This is a genomic window from Pararhodobacter marinus (assembly GCF_003122215.1).
Lineage (GTDB): Bacteria > Pseudomonadota > Alphaproteobacteria > Rhodobacterales > Rhodobacteraceae > Pararhodobacter > Pararhodobacter marinus.
This window is the reverse complement of sequence record NZ_QEYD01000006.1, coordinates 167,717-183,081: the sequence shown is the minus strand read 5'-3', so window position 1 is coordinate 183,081 and position 15,365 is coordinate 167,717. Positions and strand designations below refer to the sequence as shown.

The 15,365-nt window shown below is 67.4% G+C and carries 15 protein-coding genes; 4 read left to right on the top strand and 11 right to left on the bottom strand.

The genetic code is table 11. From position 1 onward, the window contains the following. Window position 1 precedes the first annotated feature (1 nt). Window positions 2–1,180 carry a thiolase domain-containing protein gene (locus C4N9_RS11400; protein WP_109533448.1) on the bottom strand — a complete coding sequence of 393 codons (1,179 nt, stop codon included), beginning with the start codon at window positions 1,178–1,180 and terminating at the stop codon, window positions 2–4. A gap of 203 nt (window positions 1,181–1,383) precedes the next feature. Next, window positions 1,384–2,295: a LysR substrate-binding domain-containing protein gene (locus tag C4N9_RS11395; protein WP_109533447.1), complete on the bottom strand. Its 912-nt coding sequence runs from the start codon at window positions 2,293–2,295 to the stop codon at window positions 1,384–1,386. Between the two features lie 84 nt (window positions 2,296–2,379). On the opposite strand from C4N9_RS11395, the gene C4N9_RS11390 reads away from it, so the two are divergent. Together C4N9_RS11390 and catB are read left to right on the top strand one after the other, a co-directional pair. Beyond that, entirely contained in the window at window positions 2,380–2,838 is a 459-nt protein-coding gene (locus tag C4N9_RS11390; RefSeq protein WP_109533446.1) for a DMT family transporter, read from the top strand. A gap of 206 nt (window positions 2,839–3,044) precedes the next feature. Further along, the gene (gene catB / locus C4N9_RS11385) at window positions 3,045–3,680 is read left to right on the top strand and encodes a type B chloramphenicol O-acetyltransferase (RefSeq protein WP_109533445.1); all 636 of its coding nucleotides are present in this window, start codon (window positions 3,045–3,047) and stop codon (window positions 3,678–3,680) included. Window positions 3,681–3,786: 106 nt separating this feature from the next. Here catB and C4N9_RS11380 read toward each other — a convergent pair whose 3' ends face one another. The 8 genes from C4N9_RS11380 to C4N9_RS11345 all read right to left on the bottom strand — a co-directional run bounded on the left by C4N9_RS11380 (window position 3,787) and on the right by C4N9_RS11345 (window position 11,109). After that, window positions 3,787–4,617, bottom strand: a complete 831-nt coding sequence (locus C4N9_RS11380) for a hypothetical protein (RefSeq protein ID WP_109533444.1) — start codon at window positions 4,615–4,617, stop codon at window positions 3,787–3,789. Between the two features lie 90 nt (window positions 4,618–4,707). After that, complete coding sequence (locus tag C4N9_RS11375) at window positions 4,708–5,619, bottom strand: MBL fold metallo-hydrolase (protein WP_245902519.1); 912 nt, start codon at window positions 5,617–5,619, stop codon at window positions 4,708–4,710. Window positions 5,620–5,671: 52 nt separating this feature from the next. After that, the gene (locus C4N9_RS11370) at window positions 5,672–6,241 is read right to left on the bottom strand and encodes a cupin domain-containing protein (RefSeq protein ID WP_109533604.1); all 570 of its coding nucleotides are present in this window, start codon (window positions 6,239–6,241) and stop codon (window positions 5,672–5,674) included. A gap of 7 nt (window positions 6,242–6,248) precedes the next feature. Continuing rightward, window positions 6,249–7,370, bottom strand: coding sequence for an FAD-dependent oxidoreductase (locus C4N9_RS11365; RefSeq protein WP_109533443.1), 1,122 nt, complete (start codon window positions 7,368–7,370; stop codon window positions 6,249–6,251). Beyond that, window positions 7,367–7,738: a Rieske (2Fe-2S) protein gene (locus C4N9_RS11360; RefSeq protein ID WP_109533442.1), complete on the bottom strand. Its 372-nt coding sequence runs from the start codon at window positions 7,736–7,738 to the stop codon at window positions 7,367–7,369. The genes C4N9_RS11365 and C4N9_RS11360 overlap by 4 nt, the downstream gene beginning before the upstream one ends. Next, on the bottom strand, window positions 7,719–8,957 hold the full coding sequence (locus tag C4N9_RS11355; protein ID WP_109533441.1) for an FAD-dependent oxidoreductase: 1,239 nt from the start codon (window positions 8,955–8,957) through the stop codon (window positions 7,719–7,721). The genes C4N9_RS11360 and C4N9_RS11355 overlap by 20 nt, the downstream gene beginning before the upstream one ends. Before the next feature lie 30 nt (window positions 8,958–8,987). Then, window positions 8,988–9,932 carry a VOC family protein gene (locus C4N9_RS11350; RefSeq protein WP_109533440.1) on the bottom strand — a complete coding sequence of 315 codons (945 nt, stop codon included), beginning with the start codon at window positions 9,930–9,932 and terminating at the stop codon, window positions 8,988–8,990. A gap of 13 nt (window positions 9,933–9,945) precedes the next feature. Further along, window positions 9,946–11,109: an alpha/beta hydrolase family protein gene (locus tag C4N9_RS11345; RefSeq protein WP_210404020.1), complete on the bottom strand. Its 1,164-nt coding sequence runs from the start codon at window positions 11,107–11,109 to the stop codon at window positions 9,946–9,948. 103 nt (window positions 11,110–11,212) lie between these two features. On the opposite strand from C4N9_RS11345, the gene C4N9_RS11340 reads away from it, so the two are divergent. Together C4N9_RS11340 and dctP are read left to right on the top strand one after the other, a co-directional pair. After that, window positions 11,213–12,118: a LysR family transcriptional regulator gene (locus C4N9_RS11340; protein WP_168192211.1), complete on the top strand. Its 906-nt coding sequence runs from the start codon at window positions 11,213–11,215 to the stop codon at window positions 12,116–12,118. A 113-nt stretch (window positions 12,119–12,231) separates the two neighbouring features. After that, window positions 12,232–13,251: a TRAP transporter substrate-binding protein DctP gene (gene dctP, locus C4N9_RS11335; RefSeq protein ID WP_168192210.1), complete on the top strand. Its 1,020-nt coding sequence runs from the start codon at window positions 12,232–12,234 to the stop codon at window positions 13,249–13,251. A 77-nt stretch (window positions 13,252–13,328) separates the two neighbouring features. Here dctP and C4N9_RS11330 read toward each other — a convergent pair whose 3' ends face one another. After that, window positions 13,329–15,257 carry a TRAP transporter large permease gene (locus tag C4N9_RS11330; RefSeq protein ID WP_109533437.1) on the bottom strand — a complete coding sequence of 643 codons (1,929 nt, stop codon included), beginning with the start codon at window positions 15,255–15,257 and terminating at the stop codon, window positions 13,329–13,331. Window positions 15,258–15,365: the final 108 nt, after the last annotated feature.

Below are 15,365 nucleotides of genomic sequence, written 5' to 3'. Positions count from 1 at the left end.
GTCAGGCCCTTTCCAGGATCAGGGTGGCGCTGCCGTGGCGGGCGCCCAGCTGCCCGCCGGTGCCATGGACCAGCGCAAGGCTGCAATCGGGAACCTGCACGGCGGGATGGGCCTCGCCGCGCAGCTGGCGCACGGCCTCGACCAGCTTGGTCATGCCGCCGCGATTGCCCGGATGGTTGCTGCACAGGCCGCCGCCATCGGTATTGACCGGCAGCCGCCCCACGCCCGAGATCAGGCCCCCCTCCGCGACGAAGCGCCCGCCCTCTCCCGGCGCGCAGAAACCGAGATTTTCAAGCTGAACCAGCACGGTGATGGTGAAGCTGTCATAGATCGAGGCATAGCGGATATCGGCGGGCGTGACCCCGGCCTCGGCAAAGGCTTCGGCGCCGGATTTGACTCCGCCCGAGGCGAGAATGTCGAAATGGCCGCCATTCATGTGCTTGACCGTGAAGCCCGCGCCGCGCGGGGTGATGGCGGGCTTGCCCAGTTCGCGCGCGATATCGGGATGCACCACGACCAGCGCCCCGCCGCCATCGCTGATGACGCAGCAATCCAGCCGGTGCAGGGGCGAGGCGACGACGGGAGACGTCACCACGTCCTCGACCGTGACCACCTTGGGCAGCATGGCGTTGGGGTTGTGCTGGGCGTGATGCGAGGCCGCGACCTTGATCCAGGCAAGCTGTTCGGGCGTAGTGCCATGCTCGTACATGTGGCGCTGCGCGACCATGCCGTACATGTTGGTGACGACCGGGCCATAGGGCAGCTCGAACGGCGCTTCATGCGCGGACTGGCCCTGATTGCGGTGCATCTGCGCGGGCGACGAGCGCTCGGCCCGCGGCCGCCCGGCCTGGGTGATGAGCGCGACGCGGCACTTGCCCTCGGCGATGGCCTGCGCGGCATGGGCGACATGGTTGATATAGGCCGAGCCCCAGCTTTCCGTGGTGTCGAGATGGCGCAGGTTCAGCCCCATGTATTCCACGATCGAAAACGGCCCGACGCCCGGCGCGTCCCAACCCGCCACGTCGCCCGCGCAGAAATAGCCGTCGACATCGGCGATGGTCAGGCCGGCATCCGCCAGCGCGCCGGCGGCGACCTCGGCATGAAGCCGGGCCAGCGGAATGTCCCGCGCATCGCGCGTCGGATGCTCGTAAGCGCCGACGATACAGGCTTTCTGTGTCATCGCTGACTGTTCTCCCCTTGGGTCATGTCCGTCACGCGGCCGGGCAGAGACGGCGCCTACGGCTCCCGGCAATCGCACCGTTGCGCGACCGCGGCCCTGTGCATTCGGGTGCGTGACTGTGATAGTATATCATTTCTGAAAGCCCGCCCGGTTGCAACACCATGCCGAGCGAAAATCCGGGCCGTCGCCCGCGTGGCGCGGTCTTACTTCCCTTCCGCCTGCCCGCTCAGCACCTGCCGCGCGCGGTCCTCAAGCCAGCGCAGCGCCGGGTCGCCGCGCCGGCGGCTGGCATGGATCGCGGCGAAGGGGATCGGCGGAAGGTCCAGCGGAGGCTCCGCCACCTGAAGGCCCGGCGGCACGCGATCCAGGCTACGGCGGGCGATGGTCAGGATCAGGTCGGTTCCGGCAATCACCTGCGGCGCCACATTCCAGTGCGGCAGAACCAGCCCGATCCGGCGCGTCTTGCGCCGGGCGCGCAGATGCAGGTCGATCTCGGTCGCCGCCTCGCCATGCACGGCAACCAGAACATGGGGCGCCGCCCAATAGGCCCGTTCCGTCAGGCCCTGCCAGGGTTGCGGCTGCGCGGCGGGATCCAGCAGGCAGACATAGCGGTCCTCGAGCAGACCCTGCGACTCGCAGCGGGCGGGCAGATCGGGAAAGACACCGAAAGCCAGATCGACCTCGCCGTCGATCACCGCGCCCACCATCCCCTCGCGGCTGCGCTGGGTGACGATCAGGTCGATGCCCGGCGCCTCGTGCCGCAGAAGGCGCATGAGCCCCGGCAGAAGCAGCGCCGCGCCGTAATCCGACATGGCCAGCCGGAACACATGGCGCGCGGCGGGGTCGAAGGCCCCGGGGGTCAGGACGGTGCGGATCTGCGACAGCGCCTCGGCCAGCGGCACAGCAAGTTCCAGCGCGCGCAGGGTCGGCACCATCTCGCGCCGACGGCGGTGGAACAGCGGATCGTCCAGAAGGTGCCGCAGCCGCGCCAGCGCGTGGCTGACAGCCGGCTGGCTCATGTTCAGCCGCTCGGCTGCCCGCGACAGATGACGCTCGGCCAGAAGGGCGTCGAGCACGACGAGAAGGTTCAGATCGACGCTGCGCAAATTATTCATGAAGTGAATATCATCTCATTCAGGACGAATTTCAAATGCGCTCGGCGATCCGGCAAAGACAGTGAAAACAGAAAGGATCTTGTCATGCCGACGCTCTTCTTCGCCCTTGTCGCGGCGCTGGCCGGGGGCGCCGTCCCGTTCCAGGGCGGCGCGAATGCGGCGCTGGGCCGGGCGCTGGGTCATCCGCTTTGGGCAACGCTTGCCTCGCTTGCGATCAGCGCGCTGTGCGTCTTGCCGCTGCTTCTGATGCTGCGCGTGCCGCTGCCATCGCTGGCGGGACTGTCCGGGCAGCCGAAATGGATCTGGATCGGCGGGGTCGCGGGGGTGGTCTATGTGACTGCGGCGCTTGTGCTGATGCCGAAGCTGGGTGCGGCGAGCTTCATGATCGCGGTGATTGCGGGTCAGCTTGTCGCGGCGCTGCTGATCGACGGGTTCGGCGGGGTCGGGCTGGCGCCCCGCCCGGTCGAGCCGTCGCGGCTTCTGGGCACCGCGCTGGTGCTGGCAGGCGCCGTCATCGTCCAGTGGCCGGCCTGGGCGCGCTGAGACAACAGCGCGCGGCGCGGCCCTTGCTGCACCCCGGGCGGGCCGCTAGGATTGCCCCTCTGATCCCGACCTACGGAGGGCAAGCCCATGAAATCGGCGGACCGAACCCGCTAAAGACGCCCCGGACCTGAAACCGGGGCGACGGCGCGCCGCCCGACGCGAGCGCGCCCATGGTGCATGCCTCTTTCATGGTCAGGAGACGTCAGATGACCAACCCTTTCGCAAGCCCGTTTCGCGGGATCACGCTGGACCGTCAGGTCACGAACCCCAATATCATCGTCGGGCGCTACAGCTATTACTCGGGCTATTACCACGGCCACGGCTTCGACGATTGCGCGCGCTACCTGTTGCCCGATCCGGGCGTCGACCGGCTGGTGATCGGCAGTTTCTGTTCGATCGGTTCCGGCGCGGCCTTCATCATGGCAGGCAATCAGGGGCACCGGAGCGACTGGATCAGCACCTTTCCCTTCTACTGGATGTCAGACGTGCCGGCCTTCGCGGGCGCCGCGAACGGCTACCGGCCGGCGGGCGACACCGTCATCGGCAACGATGTCTGGATCGGCGCCGAGGCCATCATCCTGCCCGGCATCACGGTAGGCGACGGCGCGGTGATCGGCACCCGCGCGATGGTGACACGCGATGTCGAGCCCTTTGCGATCGTCGCTGGGAATCCCGCCCGCACGATCCGCAAGCGGTTCGACGATCGGCTCATCGCGCTGTTGCGCGAAATGCGCTGGTGGGACTGGCCCGAGGACCAGCTGAAAGACGCGATGCCGCTTCTGACCAGCGGCGCCGTCGAGCCGCTTCACGCGCATTGGCGCGCGCATATCCGGTCGGCGTGACGGTCCCGGGCTGTGCCTAGGCTTCCCCGCGAAGCGAAACGGCCCGGACAATAGCCTGCGCGGGCTGTCGGGGGTTTGCTGACCTCGAAGAGGGCTAACTCTCCGGTCAGTCCGCGGCCTGAAGGTCGTCGATGATCGCCTTCAGATTGTCGGCCCGTACCGGATCGACCGTTTCGAGCGCGCGCGCTTCGGACCGCGCGCGCTCGAAATCCCCGGCTTCGGCAAGCCGCGAGCCATGGTTGTGAAGATAAGAGGCCGAGCGCCGTTTCGCCGGGTCGAAGATCGCGTGCAGCTCTGCCTCGGATGCCGGCGCATCGAACACCCGTCCCATGACATTGCCAAGGATGCCGGCTTCCTTGAACGTCCTGAGCAGCTTGTGCCCACCGAACGGAAAGCGGAGTTCGGTGACCTCGACACGCGCTTTCAGCGCGTCGATATGGGGTTTGTCGGTGTCCTTGTGCGGATCGTACATCAGCTCGGGGACGAGCTTCAGGCTTTCGGCGACATTGTCACGCAAGATCGGCCTTTGCGCGATCGCCTCGCGCCAGACCGGAAGGATCGGAAGCGCCGGATCCGATATCGCGGTCTGCGGCGCCACGGCGATCACGCGCGTGGCGTCGATATCCGAGGACAGCAACAGCGCCCCGAAAGCGCCCTTGCTGGACCCGTAAGCGATCCGCTGCGAATATCCCCGTGTCGCGGCCCTGATACAGGCGCACATCTGGGCGAGATCGGGCACCTGCCACCAATGGTTGCTTTTCGCGGTCACGAAGACGCCCGAATGCCCGCGGAACCGGATCGTGTCCTCGCGTCCGGCGACGGCTTGCCAATCCGCTTCCTTGAAGCTTGAGAAGAAGACGATCACGCTCGATGCGCCCTCCAGCACATCCTGCGTGATCCGGATGTCCTCGCTGTCATAGATGGTTCTGCGCGTCATTCTGTCCCTGCCCCGGCAAGCGCTGGCACTCTACCCCGCTCGCCCGGATTGACAATGACCAGACGCGCCTTGCCGTGCCGGCCGCCGGTGTCAGTAGCTCTGCAGATCGCGGCCGATCGAGACGCGGCCGGCAAACCGTGCGGCGATGCGGGCGGCGTAGGCATCGGCGGTGTCGGGCGTCGCGCAGCCCGGCGCGAAATGGGTGGCGACGACATGCGCGGCGCCGGCCCGGCTGGCCAGATCGCCCACCTGTTCGGGGCTGAGGTGATGGGCGGAGAGATGCGTGCGGATCCGGGCGATGGCCTCGTCGGGCATATGCGGGTTGCTGGCGCGGACGCGCTCCATGGTCATGTCCAGATCCATCATTTCGCTGACCAGAAGATCGACGCCCTGCGCCAGATCCTCGACCGCGCGGCAGGGGCCGGTATCGCCGGTGAAGAACAGGCTGCGCCCCGGCAGGTCGAAACGCAGCGACAGCGAGACGGGGCCGGGCTGGCCTGCCTCGCTTTCGGCGCGGTAATGGGTGTTCTCGCAGGCGGTGACGACCATCTCGCCAAGGTCGATCCGCGCCCCGCCGGTGATCTCTTCGACCCGCAGGAAGTCGCGCGGATGCGGCAGCGTCTGGCCCTTGACGCCGAACCCGATCGCCTGCGGCACGTCGCAGGCCGCGATCAGGCTGTCGAGGATCGCCTTCGTCCCGGGCGGCCCCCAGATCGTCAGCGGCGCCCGGCGCATGGTCATCATGTTCAGCCCCAGACAGGCGAACAGGCTGCCGATATGGTCGAAATGGTGATGCGTGAGGAAAACCTCGCCGACATCGCGGAAATCCACGCCCGCCTTCCTGAGCTGACCCATCGCTCCCTCGCCGCAATCGACCAGCACCGGGCGCGGGCCGTTCATCACCAGATGCGCGGGTTGCGAGGCGAGCGGGTTCTGCATCGGCCCGCCCCCGGTGCCGAGGGTGGTGAAGCTGGAAGGCGGCGGCATCGAGGCATGGGTCATGGGAAAGTCCTTTGGTCTGGAAGAAATTGGCCGGGGACCGGGCGCCGTCCGGTCAGGCCCCGGGGCCGATGCCCGGCAGGTAGGCACCATCGACCAGCACGAAAAGCATCCGGCACATCGCGCCCGAGCGGTTGGCCCAGGCATGGTTGGTGCCGCGCTGGACGACGACATGGCCGGGTTTCAGCAGCACTTCGCCACGATCCAGCACCAGCGTGCATTCCCCCGCCAGCACCACGCCGTAATCGACGCTTTCGGTGCGATGCATCAGCGGATGCGGGCTGTCCTCGGCCACGGTCGAAGCAGCGGCGTCGCCGATCTGGGTGAAAGCGTCCTGCATCCGGCTTGCGCCCTGCCGCAGGAAATCCTCGGTATCGGGCGGGATATCGACGATGCGGATGCGGGTCCCGTGTCGCGGCGGCGGCAGCATCAGCGGACCCAGGGTCGGGTCCGCCGTGTTGCCCACCGGCGCGGGCGCGCCCTCGGTCGCCCAGATCTCGTGGAACACGGTGCCGGGGATGGCGTCGATCCGCGTCACATGCGGCAGCGGGCCGACTTCGGCCAGCACCGCCCGGCCGTCGGCATCGTGGCCGGTGACGACGCGGGTGATCGGGGGGAAATCCATCATCCCCTCAGATCGGCGCGGCCAGCGCGCCCAGCGTCTGCCCCATCAGGCGGGTGTGTTCCTCGTGCGTGCCGTGGCCCTGTTCGATCTCGGCCAGCCGGCCCGAATTCTCGACCACCATGCGGCAGCGTTCCCAGCGGCGCTCCTGGAACGCGCTCAGGGCGGTTTCGATATCGTGCGCGGCAAGTTCGTCGGCCAGCACCACCGCATCCTCCATGCCGATCATCGCCCCCGCCGCCATATGCGGGGTCGTGGCATGGACCGCGTCGCCGATCAGCACCACGCGACCCTTGTGCCACGGGCGCGGCATCAGCATCTGTTCGAGCGGGCGATAGATCACCTGACTGTCGTCATCGAGGCCCGCGGCGATGTCCTGAATGGTCTTGGCCGGGAACCGTTCGAGCAATTCCCGTAACATCCCCAGCTGGGCGTCTTGGGGGATGCGCGCGTTCGTCGGGCGATCCTCGGTCACGAAGAGATAGGCCTTGCCGTCCGACACCCCGTTCACCCCGTATTTCAGCTTCGAGCCGATCCACATCGTGACGGTGTTCACCCCTTCGGGCAGCGGCAGCACGGCGCGCCAGACCGCCTGGCCGATATAGCGGGGCTTCGGCGCATCGGGGAAGATCGCGGCGCGGGTGGTCGAATACAGCCCGTCGGCGCCGATCACGAGGTCATACTCGCCCGTCGTCCCGTCGCTGAAGGTGACGCTCACACCATCCGCGCGGTTGTCATAGCCCGTGGCGCTGACGCCCAGGCGAATATTCGTCGCGGTCTCGCGCACCCGGTCGGACAGAAGTTTCGCCAGAACCGGGCGCATCACGCCGCCATTGCCCGTCGCCCCCTCTTGCAGCGAGGGCGTGGGCAGGCGGGCGACGACCGCATCGGCGGGATTGCGCATCTCGACCCCGTCAGTCATCGCCCCCACCGCCTTGAACGCCTCAAGGATGCCCAGCCGGTGGAACACGCGGAAGATCCCGCCATTCAGGCTGATCCCCGCCCCATAGCTGCGCCAGTCAGCATCGATCTCGACCAGGTCGACCGCGTTCCCTGCCTCGGCCAGCAGGATCGCCGCGCTCATGCCCGAAAAGCCGCCCCCCACGACCAGAATGCGCCGTTTCTCCGTCATGTCTCTCTCCCCCTTGGCGGTCGCTCCGGATGGATGCCGCCCTTGTCGTCAATTTTCAGCGGCACGCGGGTCAGCCGCTTGCCCAGACAGGGACCCTGCACGCAGACCCCGGTATCGATATCGAACCACGCGCCATGCGCGTGACAGGCCAGATGCGTGCGCGCGCCGTTCAGATAGGCGTCGCGCTTCCACGCCATCGGCGTGCCGCCCGCGTAATGCGGACACAGGTCGCGCCAGCCGCGCACGGTGTCGCCCCGCCGCACGACGATGACCTTGGCGCGAAGCCCCGGCACGTCGAAGCCGCGCGCCTCGCCCTGCGCAAGGTCGTCGAGCCGGCAGAGCGGCGGATCATCCGTCCCGGGCGACATGCAATTCCTTCAGGCTGAGCGACATGCGCTCGGCATCGGCGAGGTAATCCTTGGCGATCAGCGTCTGCAGCAGGGGCGTATGATCGAAGACCAGATCGCGCAGCAGGGCCACGGGCGAGGGCGCACGGTGGAACTGGTTGCCCATCTTGCGCGCGAATTCCACATGATGGTTGCAATAGGCGACCCGCTCGGCCTCGTAGGCTCGGCAACCTTCGGCGATGTTTTCGGGCGTCAGCGCCTGCCCTTTCATCGCGCGGGCCAGAAAATAGCCGTCCTCGATCGCCATGCCCATGCCATAGGCCGCATAGGGCGAGACAGGATGCACCGCGTCGCCCACACAGGCCACGCGCCCGGTGCACCAGGACGACAGAGAGGGCCGGTTGTAGATCTCCCACGGGAAGACCTGCGTGGCGAAATCCGTATTCTCTGCCAGTCGGCGCAGGACGGGCGGAAAGGCCGAAAGCCGGTTCATCAGGTGCGCGCGGATATCGGCGGGTGCGGGCTGCGCCGGATCCGATTGCTCGACCAGCCACCACTCGAAGCCGGGTCGGCCATCGTGCTTCATCGGGAAATAGCTGGCCTGCAGGCTGCGCGAATGGTGGATGTATCCGTGGTCGCGGTCGATCCCCGGCAGGTCCTCGCACCATGCCAGCCAGACGCGCAGGCCGATATGGAACAGCCCCGGATCCCCGAAAGCCTGCCGCGACACGGCCGAACGGATCCCGTCCGCGCCGACCAGCAGATCGGCCTCGACCTCGGCGCCATTGGTGAAATGCAGCCGGATGCCCCCGGGCGCGTCCTCGTAACGATCCAGCGCGTGCCCGGCGACCAGCGCGGCGGGCGCCCTGTCGGCCAGAACGCGCATCATCTTGTCATAGGTATTCATCCGCAGGATGCCGTAATGCCAGCCCTCGATGCCGAAGGCCTGCTCGACCGAGCGGTTGAACGGCAGCGTGGCGCGGAGCTTGCCCCGGCTATTGGCGAAATGGGTAATCGTTTTCGAGCCGAAATTGTTCTCGATGTCGATGCCATAGGACCGGAGGATCGCCATCACCGGCACCGACAGCAGCACTGCGCCGCCCAAGGGCTTGGGTTGCGCGGCGCGCTCGAAAATCCGCACGTCGTAGCCCGCCTGCAAGAAGGCGATCGCCGCCGACAGGCCGCCCGGCCCGGCCCCGACGATGGCAACGCGCCGGCCTGTCCGCCATTCCCCGCTCATGACTGCCTCCTCCCCCAAGGTTTCGTCCGTTCAGCCCTTAGGCCCGCCCGGCCCCCCGCCGGGCGCCCATTTCGCACGCCACTGCATCAGGAAGGCCTGACTGGCCTCGGGACCCATCGGCGCCTCGCGCGGGGCCCAGTCGTCGTCATGGGTGTCCATGTCGGCGTCGAACTCGACATTGCAGGCCAGCGGGCTCTTGAAATACCAGAACCAGTTCGAGCCGAACTTGTGACGGCCCGGGCCCCAGAAGCTCTCGTAGCCCTGTTCCATCATCCGGCTGCCCGCCAGCATCAGCTCGGTCGGCCCGCCCAGATGAAAGGCCAGGTGCTCGATCCCCTGCATGTAGGGGGGCGTGCGGATGAAGAAATGCGTGTGGTGGTCGGGATTGGCCTGCGGGCGCAGGAACGGCCCCGCGCCGGTCAGCGTATCGGTGATGCGAAAGCCCAGCCGGTCGCGGTAGAAGCCCACGGCGCCGTCGATATCGGGCACGAACAGCACGACATGCGACAGGGTCCGGGGCTTTGCGGGCATGTCCTGCGTGACGCCCAGCGCATTGGCCGGACGCGCGGGCGCATAGGGCGCGTTCACCTTCTCGCCCGGCATATCGAGCGGCTTGCGCGTGGTGACGCGGAAGGCCAGCTCGAATCCCTGATCGTCTTGCGTGCGCAGGCTGCCATCGGCCAGACGCAGAACCTGACGGTCGCGCGACAGCTCGGCCTCGACGGCATCGAGCGCGGCCGCATCCACCACGCCCAGCACCTGCAGGCGCAGCGTGGTGCCGGTTTTCAGCGCGAGCGGCAGAGACGGGTCGTTGCGCGGGCGGATGACCAGCCCGGTTCCGTCGAGCGCCAGATAGGTGCCGCCCTTCTCGGGCGTGTAATCCGCGCAATCCAGCCCGTAGGCGCTGAGGAATTCGTGGCAGGCGGGCACGTCGTCCACGCCGAAGACCAGAAGATCGGGTCCGATGATCTGCATGTCCTGTTCCTCCTCAGGCGATCCGGCCGCCGAGCGACTCGGCCACGAAATCGCAGATGCAGTCGAGCGCGGGGCCCGAATTGTCGATGCTGGAATGCTGCACGCCGCCGGTGCGTTCGTCGAAGATGACCAGTTCGCGGCGCGGGCTGTTCACCAGTTGCTCATAGGTCCGATACGCCCATTTCAGCGGGATCTGGCTGTCATGCTTGCCGTGCGTGACCAGATACGGCACGCGGATGCGGTCCAGAACGCCGTCCAGATGCATGCCTTCGGCCTTCTGCATGAAGTCGTCGGTATCCTTGGCGCCGAACACCCAGGCGGCATGGGACCAGTAATGCGGCACCGGGAACTCGCCCTCGCGCTCGAGCCGCCGCTTCTGGACGTCGCGCCAGTCGTGGTTGGCGCCCCAGCTCACGCCGCAGGCATAGCGCGGCTCGAAGGCCACGGCGCGCGGCGCGTAATAGCCGCCAAGGCTGACGCCCTCCATGCCGATGCGCGCGGCATCGACATCGGGACGCGCGGCCAGCCATTCATAGACTGGCGTCGCCCAGTGTTCGCTGTCATGGCGCGCGGTCAGTTCCTGCAGGCGCAGAGCCTCGCCCGTGCCCGGCTGGTCCAGCACCAGCGAGGCGATCCCGCGCTTGGCCAGCATCCCCGGTAGCTGCGCCATGAAGCGCATTTCCTTTGTGCTGTCGAAGCCGTTGACCTGCACCAGCACCGGCTGCGGGCCGGTGACATTCTCGGCGGGCAGGAAGATGCCCGACAGATGCTTGCCTTCATAGGGGATGGTCACGCGGTAGCCACCGCTCCCGCCAAGACCCAGCGCCTGGTAGAAGGTCGCCAGATGCTTGCGGTACAGCGCCATCCGCCCTTCCGAGCCATGCGCCTGCAGGCGTTCGGCGGTGATCAGGTAATTCGCCGCGCGCATCAGCTTGTTCGAGGCCGACAGGCTGCGTCCGCGGGCCAGATCGTCCTGGGCGAGGTCGATCAGGTTATCGGCGCCTTCGGACCAGACCTTGCGGAATGCCAGCGTGCCCCCGTCCTCGGGCGTGAGCGCGGCCTCTTTCAGCGGCGCGCACATCGCCTCGATCTCGCCCAGCCGGCCGCCCATCTCGATCGACAGGTTGATCGACAGGTCCCAGACATAATTCGTGGGGAAATAGCGGAACACGCGCATCCTCCTTCGCCGTTCGTTCCGGGGGACCATAGCGAGGGAATGAGCATTGATGAAATTGTAAGTATCAATGTATGGTATTCATCCGATTACTGGGATTCCGGTCATGCGTTTTCAAAATCTCGACCTCAACCTGCTGGCGGCACTGGACAAGCTGATCCGCCTGCAAAGCGTCAGCCGCGCCGCCGACGAGCTGTCGATCACCCAGTCGGCGATGTCGAACGCGCTGAACCGGCTGCGGCTATATTTCGAGGACCCGCTGCTGGTGCAGGTGGGCCGGCGCATGGAACTGACCCCCCGCGCCGAGGCGCTGGCGGGCCCCGTGCGCGACATTCTGGTGCGGATCGAGGCCGCCGTTGCCACCCCCCCGGTTTTCGACCCCGCCACCAGCACCCGCAACGTTGCGCTGATGGTGTCGGATTACAGCCTGGCGACCGTCGTGCCGCCCTTCGTGCAACAGGTCGCCCGCGAGGCCCCGTCGATGCGGCTGACGATCAAGCCGCAGCGCACCTATCCGGGCTTGCAGCTTGAACGTGGCGATACCGATCTTCTGATCGCACCGCGCGTCTATTCGTCCCCCGACCACCCGTCGCAGACGCTGCTGAGGGACCCGATGGTCTGCATCCTGGACGCGACCAATCCGGCGGCCGGGCATCTTGACCTTGCGACCTTTGCCGCGCTCGAACATGTCGCGATGGAGCCGCCGGTCGGCGGGCAGAGCTATGCCGCGCATCTGTTGCGCGATGCGGGCGTGGCGGTCAACGTGGCGGTGACGACCTTCTCGTTTTCCTCGCTCGGCGATCTGGTGCGCGGGTCGGATCGCATCGCGCTGGTGCAGCGGCGGCTGGCGCGGCGGATGGTGGAACAGGATCCGGGGCTCGCCATGGCGGAACCGCCGCTGTCCATGGCGCCGCTGGAACAGGTCATCCAGTGGCACAGCATGCGCGACACCGATCCGGCGCTGGTCTGGCTGCGCGAGCGGCTGATCGCCTCGGTCGCGCCAGATCCATGAATCCCATGAATACCTTCCATTGAACCAATCAAATTTTCAAAAACATGAGGCGCCGCTACGGTCTTTCCCGGCCCCTGTCTTTCGGGGGATGCAAAGATATAGGGGAGGAACCCATGATCCGCCGCACTCTCGCCGCGCTTTTGTCCAGCGCGGCGCTTCTCGCAACCGGACCCGCCGTCGCGCAGGAGACGCTGGGCTTCGGCACCGCGAATCCCGAACAGCACCCGCTTGTCACCCGCATCCTGACTCCCTGGGTCGAGGCGATCAACGCCGAGGATCCCTCGGTGCTGGAAATCCAGCTTCGCAACGGGCCGATGATCGTGAACCACACGAATTTCTTCGACCGGATCCAGGACGATGTCGTGCAGATGGTGTTCGGCATCACCGCCTTCGATGCCGGTCGCTTCCCCCGCTCGCTGGTCACCACCCTGCCCTTCATGGTGCAAAACGCCGAACAGGGCGCATTGGCGGCCTGCCTGTTCTACGAAGCGGGCGGTTTCGGCGACGAGACGGCGGATATCGTGCCGCTGCTCTTCGTGCAGTTCCCGCAGGCCAGCCTGCATTTCCAGAATCATCCCGCCACCTCGATGGAGGATATGGCGGGCATGAAGGTGATGACCGGCAGCCCGGTGGTCTCGGGACTGATCCAGGCCTATGGCGGCACGCCCCTGTCGATCAACGTGCCCGAGATGTATCAGGCGCTGCAGCGCGGCACGGCAGAAGGCCTGGTGATGAACTTTACCGCTTTTCCGGGCTTCCGGCTGAACGAGGTGACGACCGACCACCTGATCGCCCCTCTGGGCGGCGGGCTGGGGCTGGTCTTCATGATGCGTGACCGGTTCGAGGCCCTGCCCGACGCGGCGCAGGAGATCCTGGAACGGCATTCGACCTGCGAAACCTCGCGCCAGACGGGCGCCGCCATCGACGCCTGGGAAGCGGATGCGCTGGCCTTCGTGCAAAGCGACGGCGAGCGGCGCTTCCACACGATGACCGACGCGCAAGTGGCCGAGCTGGTCGAGCGCGTGGGCGGCCCGATCGAAGCCGCCTATATCGAGCGCACGCCCGGCGGCGCCGAGGCGCTCGAGATCTACCGCCAGTCGCTGGACGACGCCTCGGCCGCGATCGCCGAGTGAGAAACCGCAACCGCGCATGGAAAGGGCCCCTCGACGGGGCCCTTTTTTCGTGAAGCGGGACAGGAGCGCGCGCCGCGCTAGTTCATGGTCGACGGCAACCACAGCGACAACGCCGGGACCGCGACCAAGAGCACGATCTTCACCAGATCGGCCAGGATGAACGGCACGACACCGCGCATCACCGTGCCCAGATTCACGTCCTTCTGCAGCGCCTTCAGCACGAACAGGTTCATGCCGAAGGGTGGCGTGATCATGCCGGTTTCCACCACGACCAGCATCAGCACGCCCCAGAACAGGATGTCATAGCCCAGATCCAGCACCAGCGGCGTCACCACGGGGACCGTGATCACCATCACCGCGAAACTGTCCATCACCGAGCCCAGGAGCAGGTAGAACAGGATCAGCACGAACAGGATGACGATGGGCCGCGCCTCGATCCCGCCGATCCAGTCGGTGACCATCTGCGGCGTCCCGCCCAGATTGATGAAGAAGGAGAAGATCAGCGCGCCGAAGATCAGCGCGTAGATCATCGCGGTCGAGGCCGTGGTCTCGGAAAACACCCGCAGCAGCGCGCTGCGGTTCAGCCGCCCGCGCGCCAGCGCCAGCAGGAATGCCCCCACCGCCCCCACGGCGGCGCTTTCGGTGGCGGTGAACAGCCCGCCATAGAGCCCGCCGATCACCACCGCGAACAGCACGATCACCGGGAAGGCGCCGGTCAGCGCCGGGATCAGGTCGCTGCGCGCACCGGTCTCGGCCCGCGGGACCAGATCCGGGTTCAGCCGGATCGTCAGCCAGATCGTCGCGAAGTACAAAAGCAGCGCCAGCAGGGCGGGCACCATCGCCGCGACGAACAGGGCCGCGATGGATTCCTCGGTCAGAAGTGCGAACAGGATGATCACCCCGGACGGCGGCACCAGCGCGCCCAGCGTCCCGCCGGCCGCGACGGTGGCCGAGGACAGCGCCGGCGCATAGCCGCGCCGCGTCATCTCGGGCAGCGCGAGCCGCCCGAACGTGGCCGAGGTCGCGACCGAATTCCCGCTCACCGCGCCGAAGCCCGCGCAGCCCGCGACAGTGGCATAGGCCAGCCCGCCGCGCACCCGCCCCAGCAGCGCCTGCGCCACGCGGAACAGGTCGTCCGAGACACCGGCGGCCACCGCGAAGGCGCCCATGATCAGGAACAGGGGCAGCGTCGCGACCTGCGGATCGCGCAGGAAATCCGCGCTGTCCCCGGCAAAGACGTTCCCCGCCGTCGAACCGCCGAGATACAGCAGCGTCCCCGCCAGCCCGATCGCCGCCGTCACCGTGGCGAGCGGCAGTTGCAGAAGGACGCCGATCCACAACACCGCGAAAGCAAGTCCCACCGCCGCCGCCGGATGCGCCCCGGCCCAGCCCGCCAGACCGGCAAAATCCGCCCAGCCCCAGATCAGGCCGCCCCCGGCCAGAAGCGCCAGCGCGACGGCCAGAAGGATCACGACGGGGCTTGAGCCCGCGCCCCGGCGGGTGGACAACGCCCGGCGCAGGTCCTCGGCGGCATTGACCAGTTGCACCAAAGCCGCCAGCGCCATGAAGCCCGCGATGGCGAAATAGGTGGGCGCCAGCGGCCAGTTCCAGATCGAGGTGGCGCGCCCCTGAACGTGATAGCGCAGCCCCAGCACCGACAACCGCCAGGCCAGCAGCGCGAAGAACCCGGCCAGCATCAGCGAGCCGATCAGCGTGAGCCACGCGGTCATCCGCGGCCCGGTCTGCGCGCCCAGCAGGTCGATGCGCAGATTGACCCGCCGCGCGGCGCCCGCCGGCAGGGTTGCCGCGACCGCGACGGCAAAGACGCCCGACATGATCTCGTTGAGCGCGACGATGGCGGTGCCGAACAGCCATCGTGCCAGCACGTCCCCCACCACGATCACCGCCCCCGCAAGGATCCCGCCCACCGCGATCACCGCGACCAGCCCGGTGACCTGCTCCATCGCCCGGGCCACGGGGCCGGCGTTACTCTCTTTGCTCTGCATTCGGGGCTCCTCCCTCCGAGCCGATAGTCCTGCCGCCCGCCTGTTCGCCCGTCACGATCCGGTCCCGGACGCCACGCAGACCCCGCCAGGGCGGGTCCTGCCCAAGCT

What these genes read in the sequence shown, in the direction of transcription:
- C4N9_RS11380 (WP_109533444.1), bottom strand. Translation starts at nt 4,617, where the DNA reads ATGACGCGCAGAACCATCTATGACAGCGAGGACATCCGGATCACGCAG.
- C4N9_RS11350 (WP_109533440.1), bottom strand. Translation starts at nt 9,932, where the DNA reads ATGCAGATCATCGGACCCGATCTTCTGGTCTTCGGCGTGGACGACGTG.
- dctP (WP_168192210.1), top strand. Translation starts at nt 12,232, where the DNA reads ATGATCCGCCGCACTCTCGCCGCGCTTTTGTCCAGCGCGGCGCTTCTC.
- C4N9_RS11365 (WP_109533443.1), bottom strand. Translation starts at nt 7,370, where the DNA reads ATGACGGAGAAACGGCGCATTCTGGTCGTGGGGGGCGGCTTTTCGGGC.
- C4N9_RS11400 (WP_109533448.1), bottom strand. Translation starts at nt 1,180, where the DNA reads ATGACACAGAAAGCCTGTATCGTCGGCGCTTACGAGCATCCGACGCGC.
- C4N9_RS11355 (WP_109533441.1), bottom strand. Translation starts at nt 8,957, where the DNA reads ATGAGCGGGGAATGGCGGACAGGCCGGCGCGTTGCCATCGTCGGGGCC.
- C4N9_RS11375 (WP_245902519.1), bottom strand. Translation starts at nt 5,619, where the DNA reads ATGACCCATGCCTCGATGCCGCCGCCTTCCAGCTTCACCACCCTCGGC.
- C4N9_RS11395 (WP_109533447.1), bottom strand. Translation starts at nt 2,295, where the DNA reads ATGAATAATTTGCGCAGCGTCGATCTGAACCTTCTCGTCGTGCTCGAC.
- C4N9_RS11330 (WP_109533437.1), bottom strand. Translation starts at nt 15,257, where the DNA reads ATGCAGAGCAAAGAGAGTAACGCCGGCCCCGTGGCCCGGGCGATGGAG.
- C4N9_RS11360 (WP_109533442.1), bottom strand. Translation starts at nt 7,738, where the DNA reads ATGTCGCCCGGGACGGATGATCCGCCGCTCTGCCGGCTCGACGACCTT.
- C4N9_RS11345 (WP_210404020.1), bottom strand. Translation starts at nt 11,109, where the DNA reads ATGCGCGTGTTCCGCTATTTCCCCACGAATTATGTCTGGGACCTGTCG.
- C4N9_RS11370 (WP_109533604.1), bottom strand. Translation starts at nt 6,241, where the DNA reads ATGGATTTCCCCCCGATCACCCGCGTCGTCACCGGCCACGATGCCGAC.
- C4N9_RS11340 (WP_168192211.1), top strand. Translation starts at nt 11,213, where the DNA reads ATGCGTTTTCAAAATCTCGACCTCAACCTGCTGGCGGCACTGGACAAG.
- catB (WP_109533445.1), top strand. Translation starts at nt 3,045, where the DNA reads ATGACCAACCCTTTCGCAAGCCCGTTTCGCGGGATCACGCTGGACCGT.
- C4N9_RS11390 (WP_109533446.1), top strand. Translation starts at nt 2,380, where the DNA reads ATGCCGACGCTCTTCTTCGCCCTTGTCGCGGCGCTGGCCGGGGGCGCC.